This is a genomic window from Sporosarcina sp. GW1-11 (assembly GCF_033088395.1).
GTDB lineage: Bacteria > Bacillota > Bacilli > Bacillales_A > Planococcaceae > Sporosarcina.
Map to the genome: position 1 here is coordinate 139,064 of NZ_JAPMIW010000003.1, position 21,946 is coordinate 161,009.

A 21,946-nucleotide genomic window follows, 5' to 3' on the forward strand; every position below is an offset into this window, starting at 1 on the left:
AAATGCGTCATGGCTACACTACAGGATCTTGTGCAACTGCGATGACGAAAGCAGCGTTGCAAGGATTGGTGACGGGGATAGTACCGGAAGAAGTCACTATCTATTTACCGGTCGGCAAATACGCCACATTCAAAGTATCAGCATTTGAAATAGTCGATGGCGGCGTAATGTGTGAAACCATCAAAGATGCGGGCGATGATCCTGATGCTACACACAAAGCCCGAATTCAAAGTACCGTTTACTATTCAAAAGAAGAAGGCATCCATTTGGACGGAGGGGTTGGTGTAGGACGGGTGACAAAACCGGGTCTACCCGTCCCCGTCGGTCAGGCGGCCATTAACCCGGTGCCGCGCAAAATGATACTTGGGGTTGTACAGGAAGGATTCGAGTACTACCAATTAAAACGCGGAATCGATGTAGTGATTTCCGTGCCTGACGGAGAAGAAATTGCCAAGAAAACACTAAATGGACGTCTGGGCATTATTGGAGGAATTTCAATACTAGGAACCCGCGGAACAGTTGTGCCATTTTCGAGTTCTGCCTTCATGGCAAGTATTGCACAAGCAATTAGTGTCGCAAAAGAAGCAGGCTGTGATCATGTGGTGATCACGACAGGCGGCCGCAGTGAAAAGTTTGCGTTTAAACAATATCCACATTTACCGGAAGAAGCCTTCATAGAAATGGGCGATTTTATTGGTTTTACGCTAAAGAATATTGCGCGCAAGAAAATCCCTAAAGTGTCCCTTGTAGGAATGATGGGGAAGTTTTCAAAACTGGCACAGGGCGTAATGATGGTTCACTCGAAAAGTGCACCGATCAACTTCGGTTTTTTGGCGGAAATGGCAAATAGAGTAGGTGTCGATGAAAAGACACAGCAAGAAATTCTGCAGGCCAACACTGCATCACAAGTCGGTGAAATACTCCAAGGAAATGATGCATTCTTTGAAGCACTTAGTAAAAATTGCTGCTATTACGCACTGAATCACATGAATGCGGAAATTGAAGTATCGACATCATTGTATGCCATGAATGGAGACTGTTTAGGAAAGGCTGAGAACATTGACAAATTGGATGAAAATGATTGGTATAGGGGATAATGGCACGTCAGGATTGCTTCCTCAATATATAGAGTGGATCAATGAATGTGATGTGCTTGTAGGTGGAGAACGCCATCTTCAATTTTTCCCTTCCTTTGAAAAAGAGAAGAAAGTAATAAAGGGCGGTTTATCAGCATTAACAGCAGAATTACAGGAAGAAACACGTAATGTCGTTATATTAGTGTCCGGCGATCCGTTGTTTTATGGACTGGGAGGCGTACTTGCAAAAAAACTTCCCCTGGAGATCTATCCGTATACCAGCTCGGTTCAGCTGGCTTTTTCAAAAATGCAGGAAAGTTGGCAAGATGCGTTCATTGTCAGTTTACATGGTCGTTCTATAAAAGGTTTTGCACAGAAAATCGACGGGCGTAAAAAAATAGCTGTATTAACCGATGAAACGAACTCACCGCAAGCCATTGCGACATATTTAAAACGCTTTAACATGACAGAGTATGATGCCTTCGTTGCTGAAAATTTAGAAGGTGAAAACGAGCGCTGCCGCATGCTCTCATTGGACGAAATGGAACAAACTTCATTTTCCCCTTTGAATGTAGTGATATTAAAGCAACGCCATATCGTAGAACGTGCTTCTCTTGGTATTCCAGATGATGCATTCCTACAGCGAAAACCAGATAAAGGTTTAATTACGAAAAGAGAAATTCGAACACTTTGTCTACAAGAGCTGAAACTTAAAGAAAACAGTATTGTTTGGGACATTGGAACTTGCACAGGATCTGTTGCGATTGAAGCAGCAAAAGTGGCTAGAGAGGGAGCAGTCTATGCCATTGAAAAAAACGAGGCTGACCTCGAAAATTGCTTAGAGAATCAGTTGAATCATCGTACAGACTTTGTTGCGGTGCTAGGTAAAGCGCCGGACCGCCTTGAAGAATTCCCAGATCCCCAAGCAATTTTTATTGGTGGTAATGGAGGGAATATGGAGTTGCTATTGCAAACCTGTGTTTCACGTTTACAGCCGAACGGTCGACTTGTCATGAATATCGCAACGATAGAAAATCTAGCTGAAGCGATGAGCAATTTAAAAGCATTAGGCTGTGAAGTATCCATATTGCAGGCACAACTTTCAAAGAGTAAACCGATTTTACATTTAACGCGTTTTGAACCGTTAAATCCCATCTACATAGTAACAGCACAGAAAGGACAAGAATAATGACAATAGGAAAATTATACGGATTAGGCGTTGGACCAGGAGATCCTGAGTTAATTACTGTAAAAGCATTTCGTAAATTACAAGAATGCCCAGTCATTGCATATCCCAAAAAATTAAGGGGCAGTAAATCTTATGCCCATCGTATTGTGGATGTATATATTCAACCAGCTGAAAAAGAGATGCTCGGTATAGTGTTCCCCATGACCAAAGACGAAGAGGTATTGCGTGTCGCATGGGAAAAAGCAGCAGAAGAGATTTATACCTACTTAGCGGAAGGAAAAGATGTAGCGTTTGTGACCGAAGGAGACCCGATGCTGTTTAGTACATTTATTCATCTTTTGCGCTTAATGAAAACAAAGCATCCAGAGGTGCCAATTGAAACGGTGGCGGGTATTTCGTCATTTAATGGTTCTGCAAATCGTTTAGGTATACCGTTAGCCGAAGGTGATGAACATGTGGCGATGATTCCGGCTACAGATAATATGGAAGAGATGCGTCAAGTAATCGAAAGTCACGATGCTATCGTCTTTATTAAGGTAGCCAAAGTTATGGATGAGTTGTTGGATTTATTGGAAGAAATGAACTTACTGGAAAAAACGCATGTAGTGACAAAAGTTACATCTGACGAAGAAGTCATTTGGAATACGGATGAACTTAGAGACGCGGATTTAAATTACTTGTCATGTATGGTGGTGCGCAAATGATGAAGAAGATTTGGATTATCGGTGCAGGCCCAGGAGATCCCGACTTAATAACGGTAAAAGGTTTAAAGCTATTACAACGAGCGGATGTTGTCATGTATACCGATTCACTCGTAAGCGAAAAGTTGGTGGAGGAAGCAAAGGAATCGGCAGAAGTTATCCGTACGGCAGGGATGCATCTGCAAGAAATGGTAGATTGTATTGTCGAACGGGTCAATGCCGGAAAAATGGTTGTACGATTACATACAGGGGACCCAGCGATGTATGGCGCAACAATGGAACAAGTGGCATTACTGAAGCAGCATGATATTGGTTATGAAGTGGTGCCGGGTGTGAGTTCTGTTTTTGCAGCTGCAGCGGCAGTTGGTGCAGAGCTGACGGTCCCTGATTTAACACAAACACTTATTTTAACTAGAGCTGAGGGGCGTACTCCAGTACCGGAGCGCGAAAAGTTACAGAAACTTGCAAGTCATCATTGTACGATTGCTATGTTTTTAAGTGCGACATTGACAAAGAAAATTGTGAAAGAATTGCAAGCGGCGGGCTGGGCAGATGATACGCCAGTAGCTGTCGTGCAGCGTGCTACATGGCCGGATGAAAAAATTGTTCAGACAACATTAATTGAATTGGATGAAGCGATGCGTGTCAATGGTATTCGTAAGCATGCGATGATATTGGCGGGATGGGCATTAGATCCAAATATTCATGAAAAAGAGTATCGTTCTAAGCTTTACGATAAAACATTTACCCATGGTTTCCGAAAAGGTGCGAAGGCGGATGATTAATTTACGTGAAGGTGAAATCCCTACCATCGAAAAACGCAAACCTTATGCTCTCGTCGCCATTACGAAACACGGAGTTGCCAATGCAAGAAGCTATACGGAAAAATTTCCATATGCGGACCTTTACTATATGAAGAAATTCGCTAAAGGTGATGAAGAAGCACGCCAAATCCAATTGTTTGACGGCACGGTACGATTATTATTGCCTGCTTTGTTCCAGCAATACAAAGGAGTTATTTGTGTCATTTCGCTGGGTGCTGTCGTTCGTATGATAGCTCCGATTATGGTTAATAAAATGACGGACCCCGCCGTATTGGTTGTCGATGATCTAGGTCAATACGTCATAAGCGTATTATCAGGGCATATTGGTGGTGCTAATGCACTGACTTATGAATTTGCAAACGCAATCGGCGCTGTCCCTGTAGTTACGACTGCATCTGATGTGCAAAAAACAATTCCTGTCGATTTATTCGGTGCGCAATTTGGCTGGATGTGGGATAGCGAAGAAAAACTACTGCCAGTCAGTGCATCGGTTGTTAATGAAGAGCATGTCGCAATCGTGCAGGAAACAGGTGAGAAAAATTGGTGGATGCATGATCGTCCAATGCCAACCAACTTGAAAATTTATCCATCGACGACAGAAGCAATTCAGGCAAAGCCGCAAGCAACCTTGCTTATAACAGATCGATTAATTGATGCACATGAGGAAGTGTTGTTGGAAAAAGGAGTGATCTACCGTCCGAAATCGATTGTGCTCGGCATTGGCTGTAATCGCGGAACTGCGCTAGAGGAAATTGAGCAAGTCATAGACGAAACATTAACAGAATTGCGTTTGAGTAAAAAAAGTGTTAAAGCAGTAGCAACTATAGATTTGAAGAAAGACGAGATAGGCCTACTTGAATTAACTGCCAAGCATAATTGGCCATTTATTACGTATACGCCTGAACAGCTTAATGAAATGCCGCTTCTTAACCCATCTGAAACAGTGTTTAAATATACAGGCGCATACGGTGTAAGCGAGCCGGCAGCATTGCGTTATGCGAATGCAAAAGAATTAGTATTAGAGAAAAAGAAAAGTGGCAATGTGACGGTATCCATTGCACGCGTCAATTTTGAGGAGAGAGGATAATGAATCGATTTGTGCTAGCCGGTACAGGAAGTGGTGTTGGGAAAACAACGTTCACGATTGGGATTATGCGAGCACTTATGAAGCGTGGTTTAACAGTACAAGGCTTCAAATGCGGTCCAGATTATATCGATCCGACTTATCATACAGCTGTTACAAAACGCCCTTCTCGAAACATTGATAGTTATATGATGGCTCATGATATCATTCGTGCCATTGTCGCAAGAGCTAGTCAAGATACAGACGTAGCTATTATTGAAGGCGTGATGGGCTTTTACGACGGCAAATCCCCCTTATCAAATGAAGGATCAGCCGCTCATATTAGTGAGATTACAAAAAGTCCTGTCATTTTAATTGTCAATGCAGCAAGTATGGCGAGAAGTGTAGCAGCAATCGTTAAAGGATTCCAGTTGCTGGATGAAAGCTCCAATATTGTCGGCGTTATCGCGAACCAATTGGGGAGTAAAAACCATTTCAATATAGTCAAAACAGCAATCGAAGAAGAGTGCGGAATTCCTGTTATCGGTTATTTGCTGAAGGATGCTGTTCCTACGATGCCGAGCCGTCATTTAGGTTTAGTTCCGGCCATCGAGCGTGGTGACCTGAATTCATATTTTGATAGCTTGGCGACGGTCATTGAAGAAACTGTGAATATTGATCAGCTAATAGAAATTACAAAAGCGCAACCGATAGAAGTATCCTCATCAATTTTTGATGCTCAACCAGATAGGCCAGTAGCTCATATCGCAGTAGCTAAGGATGCGGCGTTTAACTTCTATTACGAGGAGAATTTAGAATTATTGCGTGCACATGGCGCGATCCTGCATTTCTTCTCTCCGTTACAAAATGAAGAAGTTCCGAAAGAAGCGCAGGGATTGTACATCGGGGGCGGCTTCCCGGAAGAGTTTGCTGAACAATTAGCAATAAACGAGAAAGCAAAGGAGTCTATAAGAAACGCAATCAATCGTGGATTACCGACATTAGCCGAATGTGGCGGTTTTATGTACTTAACAGAAGAAATAATAGATCGTCAGGAACGAGTGTTTCCAATGCTCGGAGTGATCCCAGGACGTGTGCTTATGCAAGATAAGCGAGCGGCACTTGGTTACAGGGAAATTACAGGCGTTGCAGGCAATTTCTTAATTAATGAGGTGACACAGGCAAAAGGGCATGAGTTTCATTATTCAAAATACGTGGGAGAGCATACTAGCCCTGCTTATTTTAGTAAAGGTCGTTTTCGTGAACAGCAAGAAGGTTATTTACATAACAATCTTGTAGCGGGTTTTACACAATTTCATTTTGCTTCAAATTCAAAGCTCGTGGAGAATTGGTTGAAAGCATGTTTGGAGGGAGAGTAATGGATTATTTTCCACTGTTAATGAATGTGGATTATAAAAAGGTTGTCATTGTTGGGGGTGGCCATGTAGCGCGTCAAAAAATTGAAGCCTTACTACCAACAAAAGCACTAATAATTGTAGTTAGCCCATCGGTGACTGAGGCCGTACATCAGTATGTTAGTGAAGGGCTTGTGACATGGCAAGAAAAAGCATTTGAAGCAGCCGATTTAGATGATGCTACATTGGTTTTTGCTGTTACAAATGATGAAGAAGTGAACAATGCAGTGGAAGAAGCAACTCAGCATTGGCAATTACTCAGCCGTGCGGATGCAAAAGGACGGGTTGATTTTATCAATCCGGCAGTCGTTCGCCGCGGAGAATTCGTTGTGACTGTCTCAACATCTGGGGCTAGTCCAGGTTTAACACGTAAAGTAAAGACGGATTTAGCGGGGCAATTTGGAGACTATTATGCGTCTTATGTGTCTTTCTTAAGGGAAGCTCGTCAGCAAGTGTTACAAGTGTTTACCGGAGACGCGAAAAAACAAGTTCTTGCGGAACTGCTGGATCCGAGACTTTTGCAGTGGATGGAGCAAGGCGAAAACCAAAAGTGTGAAGAGTGGTTACAACAACGGATAGGAGAACAACAGTGAGCGGATCTGTATATATTGTAGGGGCTGGTCCTGGTGACCCGAAACTATTGACAATTAGAGGATTAGAATGCATTCAGCAAGCAGACGTGATTTTATATGATCGTCTAGTGAATGTTGAATTATTACAACATGCGAAAGCAGATGCTAAGTTGATTTATTGTGGTAAAGAGCCAGGAAAACATGGAATGATTCAAGATGAAATCCACCGTGTGTTAGTTGAGCAAGCAAGTCTTGGTAAGCAAGTGCTGCGCTTAAAAGGTGGAGATCCGTTTGTCTTTGGACGCGGTGCTGAAGAGGCAGCGGTTTTACGGCAAGCACGTATACCATATGAAATTGTTCCAGGGATAACAGCAGGAATTGCTGCGCCAGCTTATGCAGGGATTCCAGTTACACATCGTGATCATGGCGCAAGTTTTGCAATTGTTCCAGGCCAAGGTCGTGCAGAAAAAGGAAAAGATTTTTTAAATTGGGCAGCACTTGCACAAATTGATACTGTAGCATTTTATATGAGTGTTGGTAACATCGAACATATTACGAAAAGTTTAATAGAAAACGGTAAAAAAGATACAACTCCTGTTGCGGTTATCGAATGGGGAACAACTGAAAATCAACGTACGATTACAGGTAATCTGGCAACAATTACACGAGAAATTCTAACACATCACATCTCGAATCCTTCAATGATATTAGTAGGTGATGTAGTAGGTGTACGTGAAGAAATTTCTTGGTTTGAAGAAAAGGAGCTAAAACAATGTTAGAAGCATTAAAAAAACGTCGTGCGATTCGACAATTTGAAACGCGTGAAGTGGAACGAGAAAAAATTGAGACGCTATTGGAAGCAGCAACCTATGCACCAAACGACCGTATGCGAGAGCCTTGGCATTTCTATATTTTACAAGGTGATAGCTTGATGCAGTATGAACAAGTGGCACTTGATTATTTACAAAAACGCTTTCCGACAAAGCCACATTTAGTGGAAGGTTCAATGGAAGCGATCACACAAACCCCGCTAATTATCGTGGTAACTTCGGCCATCGTGGATGGAGATGAGGGTGCGACGAAGGATAATACCTTTGCGGTGAGCGGTGCCATTATGTCAATGTGGTTAATGGCAGAACAGCTAGGTTTAGGCATGGTATGGCGTACACGTGGTGTAGGTTTAGTGCATGAAACAGCATTGCATACATTTATCGGTGCATCGGATAAAGAACAATTAATAGGAACGCTATGTATCGGGTACCCGGCAGAAGAAATAACTTCTACAAAAAAACGTACACCATTTACCGAAAAAACAACCTGGCTATAAGGGGGAATTGAGCATGGCAAGACAAGGAATGTTGCTAGTGTATACAGGTGAAGGCAAAGGAAAAACTACCGCTTCACTTGGTGTTACTTTACGTGCCATTGGTCGCGGCATGAAGGTGAAATACTTTCAATTTATTAAATCACCCGAACGTACATATGGTGAGCAAATTGCTTTGCGGAAACTTGGTGTTGAAACCGTGCAATTAGGTATCGGATTCACATGGACGAAAACACCAGAAGAACATCGGGAAGCGCTCGCAAAAGCATGGCAAACGGTAAAAGAAGAGCTACAAGATGAAACGACAGATGTTTTAGTGCTGGATGAGCTGAATAATGCGTTATCCATCACACGCTTTCCAGTCGATGATGTATTGCCGTTAGCAGAAGTTTTAGAGGCAATCGTAAACCGTCCAAAATCCATGCACTTAGTCATCACAGGACGCTCTGCGCATCCATCCATTCTCTCATTAGCCGATTTAGTATCAACGATTGACGCAACAAAACATTATTATGCTGAGCAAGATGTCCAAGCAATGAAGGGCCTTGAATTTTAATGAAAGCAATTATGATTCAAGGAACTGCATCGGATGTTGGAAAAAGTGTTTTGTGCACTGCACTCTGCCGTATTTTAGTTAATGATGGGTACCAGGTTGCACCATTTAAATCGCAAAATATGGCGCTGAATTCCTACATTACCAAAGATGGAGGGGAAATTGGGCGGGCTCAGGGTGTCCAAGCAGAGGCTGCAAAAATAGACGCCACAACCGATATGAATCCAATTTTACTGAAACCGACAGGGAATATGGTTTCAGAAGTAATTTTACATGGCAAGCGATTTGCTGATATGGATGCGGTTTCGTATCGCGAAAATTTCGTTGAGCAAGTAATGCCGGAAGTGCGAAAGTCGCTACGACGTTTAGAGGCACAATATGATGTACTAGTATTGGAAGGTGCAGGAAGCCCTGCTGAAATCAATTTAAAAAACCGAGATATCGCCAATATGCGTATGGCCCATGAAACAGATGCAGCCGTTATTTTAGTAGCCGATATTGAACGTGGCGGAGTTTTTGCATCACTTGTTGGGACTTTGATGTTACTAGATGACGAAGAGCGTGCGCGTGTAAAAGGGATTGTTATAAATAAATTCCGCGGCATGAAGGAATTGCTCGTTAGCGGCATCGATTGGCTGGAGGAGTATACAGGCATTCAAGTACTTGGCGTCATTCCGTACTTTGATGTGCAAATTGAAGCAGAGGATTCGATGGCCCTATCAAGCTTGCGTTTAAAAAAATCTCAGCATGAGGAGTTTGATATTGACGTAGCGGTCATTCGTTTCCCTATGATTTCTAATTTTACAGATTTCGATCCATTATTAGGGGAACCAGACGTAGGCGTGCGCTTCGTTTCCTCCTTAAAAGAACTGAAAAATCCGGATGTCATCATTCTACCGGGAACGAAGAATACAATTGATGATTATTTGTGGTTGCAAGAAACAGGTTTAGCCCAAGAAATTTTACAACGGGCGCGAAGAGGAAAGAAAATTATCGGGATTTGTGGCGGCTACCAAATGCTTGGTGAATCGATAGTAAATCAGCAGACGGTTGAAAACGGAGGTAGGACGTATTCCACGCTCGGTTTACTGCCGATTGAAACCGTGTTAATTGGTGAGAATCAAACAACTCAAATCAAAGGTACGAACTATGCAGGTCAGGAAATGAAAGGTTTTGTATTTCATCTAGGGTGCAGTACACCAACGCAACCAATCCAAAGCTTTATCTGCCTAGAAGACGGCAGACAGGACGGTGTGTATACAGAGCAAGTGATTGGTACATATTTACATGGTATTTTTCAAAATCGCTCGTTCACTCGAGAGTATTTCAATCAAATTCGTGTAGGAAAAGACTTGGAAGAAGTCTCAAGTGAAATTCAGTCAGACTATGAACGGCGGGAGCAGGCGTATGAAATGTTGGATTATCATGTGCGTAAACATTTGAATATGGATAAAATCTATGAATTACTAGATGAATCAATGTAGAAATACGATTACAGAATGCATTGAGGAGAAGGTTCAATGATGAAGGAATCCCCTTTACAAATCGATTTTGAAAAGTTCTGGAAAGAGGGCATGTTGGATTGGCAGGGCAAGATGCCCGAACGCATGGTGGATGATGAGTTGGAAGAAGCATTTTGGGCGCAATCAATCAAGAAAAAAACATATAAACAAATAGATGACTACGCCGAAAAAATCTATGAAAAAATGAAACAGCATATTCCGCAAGACGCAAGCTGCATGGAAATCGGACCGGGGTGGGGAAATTATACATTCCAATTGAGTGAAGATGTAAAAAGTCTAACACTTGTAGATGGTTCTGAAAGTGTGCTTGCTTATTTAAAACAATACTATGAGACCGATGCACCGGTTCAGTTTGTGTATAGTAAATGGGAAGAAGCGCAAATTGAGCCGCACGATGTTGTCGTCGGGGTGAACTGCTTTTATCGTATATATGAAATGAAAGCAGCACTGAAGAAAATGAATGAATTTGCAAAAAAACGTGCCATCATTGGCTTGACGACGGGCCCAATTCAACCACATTATGTTGTCTTAGATAAGCAGTATGGCTATAAAATTAAATACCCGCGTCGCGATTATATTGCCATTCTCAACATACTGTATCAATTGGGCATTTATGCAGATTGTGAAATGGTCAAGCTAGAGCGTACATACCGTTACGATACATCGGAACAACTTTATGAAGCGCAAAGTAAAAAAATCTTATCATCACAGTTTGAAGTGGCGCATGTGAAATCCTCACTTACACCTTTTATTACGTTGGAGGATGACCAATATGTGTACCGTCATCCATTCTATGCAGCAATCATTAGTTGGGAGCCTTTGAATTCACATGACTAAGTTACGATTTACATTATTAATAGTCGCGTTAATAGCGGTATTGCTTGCTTCTATAACATGTGCGGTGATGATGGGTTCAGTTGGAATAACGCCAAGTATTATTTGGGAAGTCTTATTTTCGAAAATCGGTTTATCTATAGAGAACACGGCTACAAAAGCACAGAGTATTATTATATGGGAAATTCGTTTACCACGGATTATACTTGCAGCGATTGTTGGAGCTGCCTTGGCAATCAGTGGCGCGGCAATTCAAGCGCTAGTAAGGAACCCTATTGCAGATCCTTATATTTTAGGGGTGTCGTCTGGGGCATCAGTTGGCGCGACATCGGTCATTTTATTTGGTGCATTCAGCTTTTTAGGAACCTATGCATTATCCTTTGCCGCTTTTTTAGGAGCTATTTTTGCAGTCGTAATCGTGTTTCTATTGGCACGTGTCAACGGACGTACGTCTGTTATTCGTCTGCTTCTAGCAGGGATTGCGATATCGATGGTGTTTTCGGCTATCACAAATTTCATGCTTATGACATCAAAACAACAAGGTGGTATTCAAGCTGTAATACATTGGATGCTTGGTAGTTTAGCGGGCGCGAAATGGTCAACAATTGGAATACCGTTTTTTACATTCGTTCTAGTTTTTATATTACTATTATTGAATTATCGCCAGCTTAATACACTGCTCCTTGGTGAAGAACTAGCTACTACGCTTGGTATGAATTTAGACCGTTTTCGGATTTTTATTATCCTTGTTGTCTCGTTACTGACGGGTGTTGTGGTTGCAAGCAGCGGAAGCATTGGTTTTGTTGGATTAATAATACCGCATTTTGTGCGAATGATAGTAGGTTCGAATTACAAACTGGTACTGCCTATTAGTGCATTAATGGGGGCAGTTTTCCTAGTCTGGGCGGACATGGTCGCACGTATTGCAATTGCACCTGAAGAAATGCCTATCGGAATTGTGACTGCTATTTGCGGTGGTCCCTTCTTTATATGGATGCTTAGACGCCGTCGATACTCTTTTGGGGATGGTGAATAAAGTTGTTACAAGTAAAAAATATTTCATTTTCAGTACCGGAAAAGAAAATTTTGCATGATATTTCATTTTCATTGGATCAAAGCAAGCTAATTGGCATTATTGGTCCTAATGGCAGCGGGAAATCGACGATGCTAAAAATCATCTACCGTTATTTAAAACAAACAAGCGGAGTTGTGACGTTATATGAAAAAGACATGGATCAAATGACTCAAAAAAACATCGCCCAGGAAATGGCTGTCGTAAGTCAGGAAACCCCTGTACTCTTTGACTTTACTGTAAAAGATTTAGTCATGATGGGACGGACGCCATATAAACAATGGCTTGCAAAAGATAGCAAAGAAGACTTTGCTATTGTTGAGGAAAGCATGCAACTTGCCAACGTCCTATATTTAAAAGACCGAACGCTAGGGAAATTGTCCGGTGGCGAAAAGAAACGGGTTATGCTAGCACGCGCACTCGCGCAGCAGGCAAAAATCTTAATTTTAGATGAACCAACCAATCATTTAGATATTGAACACCAGCTCCAGTTAATGGATTTGGTGAAGGAACTGCCTATTACAATTATAGCAGCATTGCATGATTTGAATTTAGCATCTAGTTATTGCGATGAATTACTTTTAATAAAAGAAGGGACTCTGCATATGAAAGGGACTCCTGAACAGGTACTGACAGAGGAGACTATAGAGCAAGTGTTCCATGTACAAGCTGGTGTTTCAAAGAATCCATTTACACAAAAACTACATTTATTTTTTACACAGAAAGCTTAGGAAGGATTGTGTACATATGAAAAAGAAATTAATCTGGGCATTCATGTCTTTAACTATATTGCTTTTATTAGCAGCATGCTCTAATAAAAATACAGAAACAGAAGAAGAGAAAGATGATGTGGAAAGTGGGCAAAAAGAGCAGGTTGAAAAAGTCGTTATTGACAATAGTGACTTTGTGATTGAGTACGATAAAGCGCCAAAACGTGCAATTTCATTAAATCAGCACGTAACAGAAATCATGCTAGCGCTTGGCTTAGAAGATTCAATGGTCGGTACAGCTTATTTAGATGACGAAATTTACAAGCCATTTCAAGAAGCATATGAGTTAGTACCAGTATTGGCCGAACAATATCCATCCAAAGAGCAAGTGATTGAAGTGGAAGCAGACTTTCTTTATGGTGGTTGGTCAAGTGCGTTTAACGAAAAAGGTATTGCAACACGTGAAGAGTTAAAGGAGTTAGGTATTGATAGCTATTTACAGATGTCATCTACTAAAGTAGCACCAACAGTAGAAGACATTTATACAGACATTCGTAATATTGCAAAGATATTCCGAATAGAAGATCGTGGGGAAGAACTAGTTCGCCAAATGAATCAAGATATTGAAGCGATTACAGCTAAATTACCTGAAGTGAAAGAGCCATTGGATGTTTTAGTGTTTGATAGTGGAGATACAGAAGTCTTCACGGCAACACAGAACTTTATGAATTCACTAGTGACGATGGCGGGCGGTAATAATATTTTTGGCGATGTGGAAGGGAACTGGTCTACCGTCTCAAAAGAAGATGCAGTTGAACGTCAGCCAGAAATGATCGTTATAATTGATTACGGCTCAACTACAGTAGAACAAAAAATAAACTTCCTAAAATCAGATCCAGCATTAAGTCAAACACCTGCCGTACAAAATGAGAAGTTTGTCACTTTGCCATTGTCGGCAGCTTCTGAAGGTATTCGTGTAGCAGAAGCAGTCGAGATTTTAGCAAAAGGTTTCTACCCGGACGTTTATTAAAAGAATGGGAGGTTACAAGTTATGACAACATGGAATTTAACAGAAATGCAACGCCATGTGCTCATCTGCAATGGGTCTACTTGTATGGGAGCTGGAGCTGAAGAAGTCACACAACAGATCCGTGATGAAATCCGTATACACCGTTTAGATGAGAAGATTCATACATCGCGCACACGTTGTAACGGTCGTTGTAAAGATAAATGTGTCGTCATAGATTATCCAAAAGGAACATGGTACTCCGTACAACAAGAAGAAACTGCACGCGCCATTGTTCATGAAACCGTTGAAGAAGATTCAATTATTTATTCAATGGAACAAGGTGAACGTAAACGCGGTGAATCACGCTTTAAAGGAATCAATAAATACAGAAAGGGAAAAGGACCGATGAAAAAAGCTGTATTGTTTGTTGGGCATGGCAGTAGGTTGGAGGCGGGAAATGAAGAAGTCCGCCAATTCATCGATCAAACAAGAGGGGATATCGATTCGTCTTTACTTGTAGAAACTTGTTTTTTAGAATTCGCCTCACCGAATATCGAAGATGGGATTCAATTATGTATTGAAAAAGGTGCAGATGAAATCCATGTGATCCCAATCATCTTGTTACACGCTGGACACTCAAAATTGCATATCCCGGCCGAAATAGAACATGCGAAAGAGCATTTCCCGGATATTCGATTCACTTATGGCCAAACGATAGGTGTTCATGATGAGGTTATTGAAATTTTAAAGACAAGACTTACTGAAGTAGGACTTGATGTGAATCAAAAGCATGAGGATACGGCAATTCTCTTAATAGGAAGAGGTGGTAGTGATCCATATGCAAATGCTGATTTTTATAAAATTAGTAGATTGTTATGGGAGAGTTTAGATGTGTCTATCATTGAAAACGCCTTTATGGGAGTTACAAAGCCTACCGTGCAAGATGGGATGGAACGTTGCATCAAATTAGGCGCGAAAAAAATTGTCATGTTGCCGTACTTTTTATTCACAGGGATTTTAATGGAACGCATGAAAAAAAATGCTGAACAGTTCAGAAGTGACTATCCACATACGACGATCGAGATTGCTGAGTATTTTGGCTATCATCCGAAGTTACGGACAGTATTACTAGAACGCATGAATCAAGCATTAGACGGTACTTCGACTGGAATGCAAGATTTAGAGAACTTCCGTATATATGCAGAAGAGCATGGATATGAGCACCATCATCATTAAACAGTAATCAAGTGCACGAGCAAGCGGGTTATTACATATTGGACGTCGCTTCAACAAAACATCATTTGGGTATTACGATTTTTCCACCACTAACTGCTAAGTTCATTTTTTGTATTAATCAGTTGACCTTTCTACAACCTATGCCTACAATGAAGACAATCAATGAAATATTTTTTGCCGCTAGGGGTGCTCTACTATGAGCTGAGAGAAGCGTTTCGCTTTAACCCTTCATACTTGATCCGGATCATACCGGCGTAAGGAAGTGGTGAGGATTTGCTACTTTTTTCTGTTTAGCAAAATCACTCTGCCGCTTCTTACCGAGAAGCGGCTTTTCATTTGGCTATAGAAAAGGAGAGAGTATACATGAAATTCACTGAACGTTTATTAGAAAAGACTTTACCGATTTGGAGACAGAATCACAGTCACCCATTTGTGCAAGGGATAGCAGATGGTACGTTGGATTCGGATAAATTCCGCTTTTATATGGTTCAGGATTATTTGTACTTAATCGACTATGCTAAAGTGTTTGCGGTAGGTGCGATGAAAGCTACGGACGTACAGACGATGGGGAAATTCGCTGCGTTGTTGGATGGTACGTTGAATACTGAAATGGAATTACATCGTAACTATGCCGCGCGTTTTGGAATTTCTGAAGAGGAGCTTGAAAACGCGAAGCCATCACCTATTGTTTTAGCGTATACGCATTATATGCTACATGTCAGCCAAAATGGATCGCTGGCTGAAGTGATTGCAGCCCTTCTTCCTTGTGCGTGGAGTTACTGGGAAATCGGTAAAGAGCTTGCTGTACTTCCTGGCGCGCTCGATCATCCGCTATATGGCGACTGGGTACGCATGTATTCATCCGATGCGTTTGGTGAGCTTGCAAAATGGTGTATCGACTTGATGGATGAAGCGGCAGAAGGAAAACCAGAAGCGGAACTGGCGAGACTTGAAGAAATCTTCCTAAACACTACTCGCTATGAGTATATGTTCTGGGATATGGCTAATACGAAGCAAATGTGGCCAGGTATGCAAGAGCAAACAGCAATTCAATAATTCGTAGACTATAGAATGTAAATATTCAAAACAGCGCATGCTATCCATAAAGGAGGTGTGCGCTATTTTTCGTAAATTATTCATAGCGCTTGGAATTTTAGTGGCGGGAACTTCGACAATCATCGAGCCACCTGTTCTTGGCAAACTAGAAGTACCTGCGTATGCCAAGTGGTCGCGACTCGCTATTAAACAAACGATGTTTAAGTATCCACATGCGGATATTACCGATTACTTGCACATCGCAAGTGATTCGAAAGGAGAGTTGGGCGTCGAGAAGTTTCGGCTTTGGTTGAAAGAAGAAAGTCGTGAATTTGGCGTGCTAGTGACGGTGACATATGCAGCTGAAACAGGTAAGTTGATTCGTGTGGAATTTCAAGAGCTGAACTAAAACGAAACGCCCTCTAACCTAAAGGCATGGGGGCGTTTTCCTATTACACTGTTTTTGTACATAGTATGATAGTTACCAACTTCGGATATCTAGTCTAGCGCTGAAGTTAGTGGAATAAGTGAATAGATATCACATGAATAGCACCTTTCCCATACGTTAAGGATCTAGTAATTGCTCTAACATCTCCATGCCAGTCATTTTTGGATACTTACGATACAGCTGACTAGCTAAGCGTACGGGATCACCGAAAAAGTATCGTTCATATTGTGTTTGGCGTGTGCCGAATGAACTCATCGTAAGATCCCAAGCGATTCTGAAGATTTTCACCCGATTTTTTGCTGTTTCAGTAGCTCCTTGTAAATACATTTCCAAATCCGGTGTAATTGCTGAATGAAAGTCTTTTTCGGTAGGTAATGCAACCATGCCACTAGCGCCGATCAGCTGGATGATTTCACTAAAGCGTGGAAAGATTTTGGAAGAAAGAGAGCTAGCGGCTTGTAGAGGTTTGAGACATGGTCGCATATAACCCCATAGATCAAGTGATGCATCTTGCTCTGATTTAGCTAGGAGCGCTTTCATTGTTTCAAGCCCTATAATGATTTCTGATAGTTTTTCTTGTACATGTAGATATTCACCTACATTTATTGTCTGGACAACCTTTTCTGCAATGCTAAGTATAAATTCTGTTTTCACTACTTGTCTTGTAAGTACTTGGTGAATAGTAAATGGATGAAAAGAACTGACGGAAAAGAAGTCTTCCGCAACTTCCGTATTACAATAGAAGAACGCACGCTCCCAAGGTACAACGACATGATCGAATACGACAATGGAATCGGGCTCTTCGAATCGGGAACTTAGGGGATAATTAAACGAAGATTCTCCGCCAACAAATGATTCACGGCAAATAAAACGCAACCCTTTCGTATCTGAAGGGATTGAAAATGCGAATGCTTCATCGGGATCTCCAAGAATTCGTGGCGCACTGAAAATAAGTACTTCATCAGTAAGACCGCCTTGCGTAGCGAGTAGTTTAGCTCCTTGAATAATAAGTCCTTCATTCGTTGTGTCGATAATTTTTGCCGAAATAGGTTTATCGGACATTTCAAAATAACTTTGTGCCCGATTAACTTGTGGATTGACGAAGCTATGGGTAAAGGATAAATCCTGGTCACGTGCCCGTTCGTAAAGCGCCTGGATATGTTGTGGAAAACAATTTTCTTTTCCTTGTAAATAAGAGGCGGAAGAAGCGAAACTCATGATGACGGAATTCAAATAATCAGGGCTTCTACCTAACAAGCCATACGTCGAACGCGCCCACCGTTCTATCATGTTGCGTCGCCTTTGTAAATCATCAATAGTTCTCGGTTGTAAATAGGAAAGGCCGACACGCTCTTTTGTAACGGGAGACTCAAAAGTCATAGACGCTTGATCGACCATTTGTAAGTCATAAAGTGCCGCCTTTGTTTTCATAATACCTTTAAAGGCTGGATGTTGTGAGAGTGGTTTTTTCACTCGTTGACCATCTAGCCAAATTTCTGTATCCATCTGATCAATCCGACTGATAAACTGACCGCCAGTTATCGCACCCATCGCGTTCCTCCTTTCGTATATACCCTAGAGTATTCAACAATGTCTGTATGTGATTAAAAAGTGTAGTCTGCATTTCACAACTGATTTTGTTACAATGAAAGAAATGTAAAGGTAAACAGGTAGGTGGCTTATGAAATGAATAGTTCTAATGAGGAATTACTAGTAGATTATATCGTAGCATGCACTAATTTATATGGCGTGACCCCATTTGATCATGTACATAGTATTTATAACGAACAAAATGAAGATCAAATTTCATTGGAGGATTTAACTACTACAGTGAATTCAATAGCTATAAAAGAGATATTGGAAGAACGATTCGTCTATGTGCAGTCCAATGAATTTGTTTCGGAAGCCATTAGAATGCCAAAGGAAAAACAGAGGTTGAAAGAAGTGGTGATGGGAAAACCTTACTACGTGCCAGACCAAGCAGAGTTGCTACGATTCGTCGATGAACAATATATCCAGCACACGCCACAACAAGAGCATCTTAAGAACATGTTACGTGAAGATTTTGGTGAATCATACCCAGTCGATGAAGAAGTAGAGGGGCTTGTTTATAGCCTTCAAGTCAGTGGTGGGGATTTCTCTACGATTCTCTCTATGTTTCTTGATGATTTACAATTGCCTATTCAGAGGGCAGAACGCTATATTCCCGTAATTGTTGAAATTGCAGAGACTACCAGAATGTGGGAACATCGAGGGCACACGCAAAATGAATTACTAAAATAGTTTGGGAATGCATTTCTATAGACATTCATTCCTCAAACGATATAGAATAAGGATAAATTGTATACTATGGAGGGTATTACTCATGGCATTGAAAGAGCTGACAGCAAAAGAAGTACAAGAGCAGTTGGAAAGCGGTAAGGAACTGAATTTAATCGACGTCCGCGAAGACGACGAAGTAGCAGAAGGAATCATTCCTGGAGCAAAGCATATCGCGCTAGGCAATCTTCCTATTGAAATGCATGACTTGGATCAGGAAACACCTTATATCCTTGTTTGCCGTTCAGGCGGTAGAAGTGGCCGTGCACAAGAAATCATGGCTGATGAAGGATTTGATGTAACAAACATGGTAGGCGGCATGCTAGCATGGGAAGGTAAAACTGAATAATAAACCGACAGCCGGAAGAGAGTAATTTCTCTACCGGCTTTTTTGCGTTCTATACTTACTCATACATAACCACAAAAGGCCAAGCGTATAGTGAAGGAAAAAGGCGGTGTTTAGATGAAAAAATGGTTTGTAGCAGTCTTGCTGTTATTTTTTTCATTGGGCGGTGTATGGTATGGCGTGAAAGCGTCAGACAAAGGTTTTTTTATGCCAGCTGAATTAGCGGGCGTAAAGATCATGATCGATCCAGGACATGGTGGGGAAGATGGGGGTGCTTCAGCAGAAAATGTGATTGAAAAAGATATTACGCTGAATATCTCGCATGAAGTACGAAAAATACTTGAGAGAAAAGGTGCTACTGTATTGATGACACGTGAGAAAGAAGGCGACGCAGTTGCGGAGCACGCGCCTTCAGAGAAATTTCATTCGAACCGAAGTCGTAAATTTGCGGATTTAAAGTTGCGCGAAAGTATGGCCATCGAAAATGATCCCGATCTTTTTATAAGTGTACATGTTAACGCCATTCCAGAAGAACGTTGGCGCGGAGCACAGGTATTTTATCATCCTTATGGACATCCAGAAGGTAAGCAATTGGCGACGTCGATTCAAGATGAAATGCGCAATCAGCTAAAAAATACTGATCGAGAAGCTATGAAAATTACAGGTGTCTATTTATTGAAAAAAGTACCGGTCCCTGCAGTACTAGTAGAAACAGGTTTCTTATCTAATCCAGAAGAGCGCAAGTTATTAGCGGATAAGTCCTATCAGAAAAAGGTGGCGGCTGCAATTGTCGATGGAATCGTAAAATATGAACACGCGGAAGAACAATGAGCCAAATGAGGGTTGGCTAGATAGGGAATATGCTATACTAAAGGGGAGTGAATGAATCTAGTTAGGAGTGTAGACTGTGATTAATGAACAACAAGTCCGTGAATTGATTGGCGCATTGAAAGATCCGTTTTTACATAAAACATTGGCAGAAACAAATGGCATTTTGGATGTTACCATCAAGCCTGAAAAACAACATGTCAGTGTTAAAGTAGCGATTGCTAAAGTGAATACCGGAGAGCAATTGGCGCTTCAATCAAAAGTAGTGGAAGTTTTGAAAGAGGCAGGGGCAGACTCTGTCGGTATTCGTTTCGAAGAGTTACCGAAAGAAGTGCTTGAGCAATTCCGTGGAACAGTAACGGAAGCGGAGCCACAAGATATCTTGTCACCTTTATCCACTATCGAATTTATTTCGATTGCATCTGGAAAAGGCGGTGTCGGAAAGTCTACAGTGTCTGTCAACCTGGCAGTTGCTTTAGCAAGACGCGGCAAGAAAGTCGGATTAATCGATGCAGATATTTACGGGTTCAGTGTTCCGGACATGATGGGCATTACAGCAATGCCAGAAGTTAAGGAAGATCGTATTATTCCCGTTGAACGTTTTGGCGTGAAAGTTATCTCAATGGGCTTTTTCGTAGAAGACAATGCGCCTGTTGTATGGCGTGGTCCAATGCTTGGTAAAGTTTTGGATCAGTTTTTCCGCGATGTAGATTGGGGAGAGCTTGATTATTTATTACTTGATCTACCGCCGGGAACAGGCGATGTAGCGCTTGATATTCATCAAATGATTCCAGCGTCAAAAGAAATTGTTGTAACGACTCCACACCCTACAGCGGCATTTGTAGCTGCTCGTGCAGGTGCTATGGCGTTGCAGACTGACCATGAGTTACTCGGTGTCGTCGAGAACATGGCTTGGTTTGAGTCGAAAACTTCAGGTGAAAAGGAATATGTCTTTGGTCAAGGTGGCGGTGTTCGCCTATCTGAAGAACTTCGCACAGAGTTATTGGGCCAAATTCCATTAGGGCAGCCTGACTGGAACGAAGTAGAATTTGCACCCTCTGTTTATGGTGAAGATCATCCAATTGGACAAATTTATTTACAAGTTGCAGATACCGTAATCGCTAAGTGCACTAAATAATAATTAGAGGGCGAGGGGGGATTATTCTCCTCCGCCTGTTTTTTTGTCTTCTCCTCCGCTTTTTCCTCCTTTATCGCTTGCCTCCGCGGTTCCTTTGCCGGCTTTCATAATAAGCTGTTGCCATTTAGCTTGCATCAATGGACTGTTAATAGTATCTTCTACAGCCTTTTCCATTTCCTTTTTCAGTGTGCTCGAATTTATGACTTTCTCCATTTGTTTCATCATATCAGGCTGACCAAAGAATTTTTCCATTTCCTTTTGGAATGAGGCGTCGCCCATTAAATCTTTCATGATATCTGCTTGTTGTTTTTTCATGCTTTTGGCTATCGATTCCGTGAACTTAGGATCTTCAAAAGCGGTTTTCCAAAAGCGTTCCCCCTCTTTTGAAAGGAGAACATTTTCGATACTTTGTTTTACTTCCGGCTGTTCCAGAACTAATAATTCCCTGAATTCAGGATCGGTCATTAATTTACGTAAAGCTTTCTTTCCGTCTTCCGTTTGGATTGCATCCGTCATCATTTTCTTCATTTCATCATAGCTCGGACCTGCTTGTTGTCCTCCGCTGCAACCCACAAGGAATAGTAGGAATAGAAAAATGCCTATAAGTTTTTTCATTCCAATCAACCTTCCACTTGTATTTTCATTTATTGTTCACAATATAAGAAGGAATATGCATGATTTGTTCAATGAAATAGATTTTTCTGTCGAACGTTGATACACTAAGGAGGACA

Annotated in this window: 24 protein-coding genes and 1 riboswitch; of the genes, 22 read left to right on the top strand and 2 right to left on the bottom strand. The window is 41.5% G+C overall.

Annotated features, from left to right (window positions below; all coding sequences use genetic code 11):
• Window positions 1–2: 2 nt before the first annotated feature.
• From ORD22_RS03830 to ORD22_RS03915, 18 genes are all read left to right on the top strand, one after another.
• Window positions 3–1,097 (top strand): cobalt-precorrin-5B (C(1))-methyltransferase, encoded by a 1,095-nt coding sequence (locus ORD22_RS03830; protein ID WP_411567615.1) that lies wholly within the window; start codon window positions 3–5, stop codon window positions 1,095–1,097.
• Complete coding sequence (gene cbiE, locus ORD22_RS03835; RefSeq protein ID WP_317644601.1) at window positions 1,072–2,265, top strand: precorrin-6y C5,15-methyltransferase (decarboxylating) subunit CbiE; 1,194 nt, start codon at window positions 1,072–1,074, stop codon at window positions 2,263–2,265. Before ORD22_RS03830 ends, cbiE begins: the two co-directional genes overlap by 26 nt.
• Window positions 2,265–2,969 carry a precorrin-2 C(20)-methyltransferase gene (gene cobI / locus ORD22_RS03840; protein ID WP_317644556.1) on the top strand — a complete coding sequence of 235 codons (705 nt, stop codon included), beginning with the start codon at window positions 2,265–2,267 and terminating at the stop codon, window positions 2,967–2,969. Before cbiE ends, cobI begins: the two co-directional genes overlap by 1 nt.
• The gene (gene cobM, locus ORD22_RS03845; RefSeq protein ID WP_317644602.1) at window positions 2,969–3,751 is read left to right on the top strand and encodes a precorrin-4 C(11)-methyltransferase; all 783 of its coding nucleotides are present in this window, start codon (window positions 2,969–2,971) and stop codon (window positions 3,749–3,751) included. The genes cobI and cobM overlap by 1 nt, the downstream gene beginning before the upstream one ends.
• Window positions 3,744–4,877: a cobalt-precorrin 5A hydrolase gene (locus tag ORD22_RS03850; RefSeq protein ID WP_317644558.1), complete on the top strand. Its 1,134-nt coding sequence runs from the start codon at window positions 3,744–3,746 to the stop codon at window positions 4,875–4,877. Before cobM ends, ORD22_RS03850 begins: the two co-directional genes overlap by 8 nt.
• Window positions 4,877–6,232: a cobyrinic acid a,c-diamide synthase CobB gene (locus ORD22_RS03855; protein ID WP_317644559.1), complete on the top strand. Its 1,356-nt coding sequence runs from the start codon at window positions 4,877–4,879 to the stop codon at window positions 6,230–6,232. Before ORD22_RS03850 ends, ORD22_RS03855 begins: the two co-directional genes overlap by 1 nt.
• Window positions 6,232–6,861, top strand: a complete 630-nt coding sequence (locus ORD22_RS03860; RefSeq protein ID WP_317644561.1) for a precorrin-2 dehydrogenase/sirohydrochlorin ferrochelatase family protein — start codon at window positions 6,232–6,234, stop codon at window positions 6,859–6,861. Before ORD22_RS03855 ends, ORD22_RS03860 begins: the two co-directional genes overlap by 1 nt.
• The gene (gene cobA / locus ORD22_RS03865; protein ID WP_317644562.1) at window positions 6,858–7,619 is read left to right on the top strand and encodes a uroporphyrinogen-III C-methyltransferase; all 762 of its coding nucleotides are present in this window, start codon (window positions 6,858–6,860) and stop codon (window positions 7,617–7,619) included. Before ORD22_RS03860 ends, cobA begins: the two co-directional genes overlap by 4 nt.
• Window positions 7,613–8,167 carry a nitroreductase family protein gene (locus tag ORD22_RS03870; protein WP_317644563.1) on the top strand — a complete coding sequence of 185 codons (555 nt, stop codon included), beginning with the start codon at window positions 7,613–7,615 and terminating at the stop codon, window positions 8,165–8,167. The genes cobA and ORD22_RS03870 overlap by 7 nt, the downstream gene beginning before the upstream one ends.
• 13 nt (window positions 8,168–8,180) lie before the next feature.
• Window positions 8,181–8,720, top strand: a complete 540-nt coding sequence (locus tag ORD22_RS03875; protein ID WP_317644565.1) for a cob(I)yrinic acid a,c-diamide adenosyltransferase — start codon at window positions 8,181–8,183, stop codon at window positions 8,718–8,720.
• Window positions 8,720–10,201 (top strand): cobyric acid synthase, encoded by a 1,482-nt coding sequence (locus ORD22_RS03880; RefSeq protein ID WP_317644566.1) that lies wholly within the window; start codon window positions 8,720–8,722, stop codon window positions 10,199–10,201. Before ORD22_RS03875 ends, ORD22_RS03880 begins: the two co-directional genes overlap by 1 nt.
• Window positions 10,202–10,237: 36 nt before the next feature.
• Entirely contained in the window at window positions 10,238–11,077 is an 840-nt protein-coding gene (locus ORD22_RS03885) for a methyltransferase domain-containing protein (RefSeq protein ID WP_317644567.1), read from the top strand.
• Entirely contained in the window at window positions 11,070–12,110 is a 1,041-nt protein-coding gene (locus ORD22_RS03890) for a FecCD family ABC transporter permease (protein ID WP_317644568.1), read from the top strand. Before ORD22_RS03885 ends, ORD22_RS03890 begins: the two co-directional genes overlap by 8 nt.
• 2 nt (window positions 12,111–12,112) lie before the next feature.
• The gene (locus ORD22_RS03895) at window positions 12,113–12,877 is read left to right on the top strand and encodes an ABC transporter ATP-binding protein (RefSeq protein WP_317644569.1); all 765 of its coding nucleotides are present in this window, start codon (window positions 12,113–12,115) and stop codon (window positions 12,875–12,877) included.
• 16 nt (window positions 12,878–12,893) lie between these two features.
• On the top strand, window positions 12,894–13,886 hold the full coding sequence (locus tag ORD22_RS03900) for an ABC transporter substrate-binding protein (RefSeq protein WP_317644570.1): 993 nt from the start codon (window positions 12,894–12,896) through the stop codon (window positions 13,884–13,886).
• Between the two features lie 21 nt (window positions 13,887–13,907).
• Window positions 13,908–15,101 (top strand): CbiX/SirB N-terminal domain-containing protein, encoded by a 1,194-nt coding sequence (locus ORD22_RS03905; RefSeq protein WP_317644571.1) that lies wholly within the window; start codon window positions 13,908–13,910, stop codon window positions 15,099–15,101.
• Window positions 15,102–15,273: 172 nt separating this feature from the next.
• A riboswitch (TPP riboswitch) is annotated at window positions 15,274–15,379 on the top strand.
• 85 nt (window positions 15,380–15,464) lie between these two features.
• Complete coding sequence (gene tenA / locus ORD22_RS03910; protein WP_317644572.1) at window positions 15,465–16,157, top strand: thiaminase II; 693 nt, start codon at window positions 15,465–15,467, stop codon at window positions 16,155–16,157.
• Window positions 16,158–16,212: 55 nt separating this feature from the next.
• Window positions 16,213–16,545, top strand: coding sequence for a DUF3889 domain-containing protein (locus ORD22_RS03915; protein WP_317644573.1), 333 nt, complete (start codon window positions 16,213–16,215; stop codon window positions 16,543–16,545).
• A 156-nt stretch (window positions 16,546–16,701) separates the two neighbouring features.
• Here the strand turns inward: ORD22_RS03915 and hpaB are convergent, their stop codons facing one another.
• On the bottom strand, window positions 16,702–18,135 hold the full coding sequence (gene hpaB, locus ORD22_RS03920; protein ID WP_317644574.1) for a 4-hydroxyphenylacetate 3-monooxygenase, oxygenase component: 1,434 nt from the start codon (window positions 18,133–18,135) through the stop codon (window positions 16,702–16,704).
• 135 nt (window positions 18,136–18,270) lie between these two features.
• Between hpaB and ORD22_RS03925 the strand changes: the two genes are divergently transcribed.
• The 4 genes from ORD22_RS03925 to ORD22_RS03940 all read left to right on the top strand — a co-directional run bounded on the left by ORD22_RS03925 (window position 18,271) and on the right by ORD22_RS03940 (window position 21,215).
• Window positions 18,271–18,867, top strand: coding sequence for a hypothetical protein (locus tag ORD22_RS03925; RefSeq protein WP_317644575.1), 597 nt, complete (start codon window positions 18,271–18,273; stop codon window positions 18,865–18,867).
• 88 nt (window positions 18,868–18,955) lie between these two features.
• The gene (locus tag ORD22_RS03930; protein ID WP_317644603.1) at window positions 18,956–19,252 is read left to right on the top strand and encodes a rhodanese-like domain-containing protein; all 297 of its coding nucleotides are present in this window, start codon (window positions 18,956–18,958) and stop codon (window positions 19,250–19,252) included.
• 114 nt (window positions 19,253–19,366) lie between these two features.
• Window positions 19,367–20,080, top strand: coding sequence for an N-acetylmuramoyl-L-alanine amidase (locus tag ORD22_RS03935; protein ID WP_317644576.1), 714 nt, complete (start codon window positions 19,367–19,369; stop codon window positions 20,078–20,080).
• Between the two features lie 76 nt (window positions 20,081–20,156).
• Window positions 20,157–21,215, top strand: a complete 1,059-nt coding sequence (locus tag ORD22_RS03940; RefSeq protein ID WP_317644577.1) for a P-loop NTPase — start codon at window positions 20,157–20,159, stop codon at window positions 21,213–21,215.
• A gap of 21 nt (window positions 21,216–21,236) precedes the next feature.
• Here the strand turns inward: ORD22_RS03940 and gerD are convergent, their stop codons facing one another.
• On the bottom strand, window positions 21,237–21,830 hold the full coding sequence (gene gerD / locus ORD22_RS03945; protein WP_317644604.1) for a spore germination lipoprotein GerD: 594 nt from the start codon (window positions 21,828–21,830) through the stop codon (window positions 21,237–21,239).
• Window positions 21,831–21,946 lie beyond the last annotated feature (116 nt).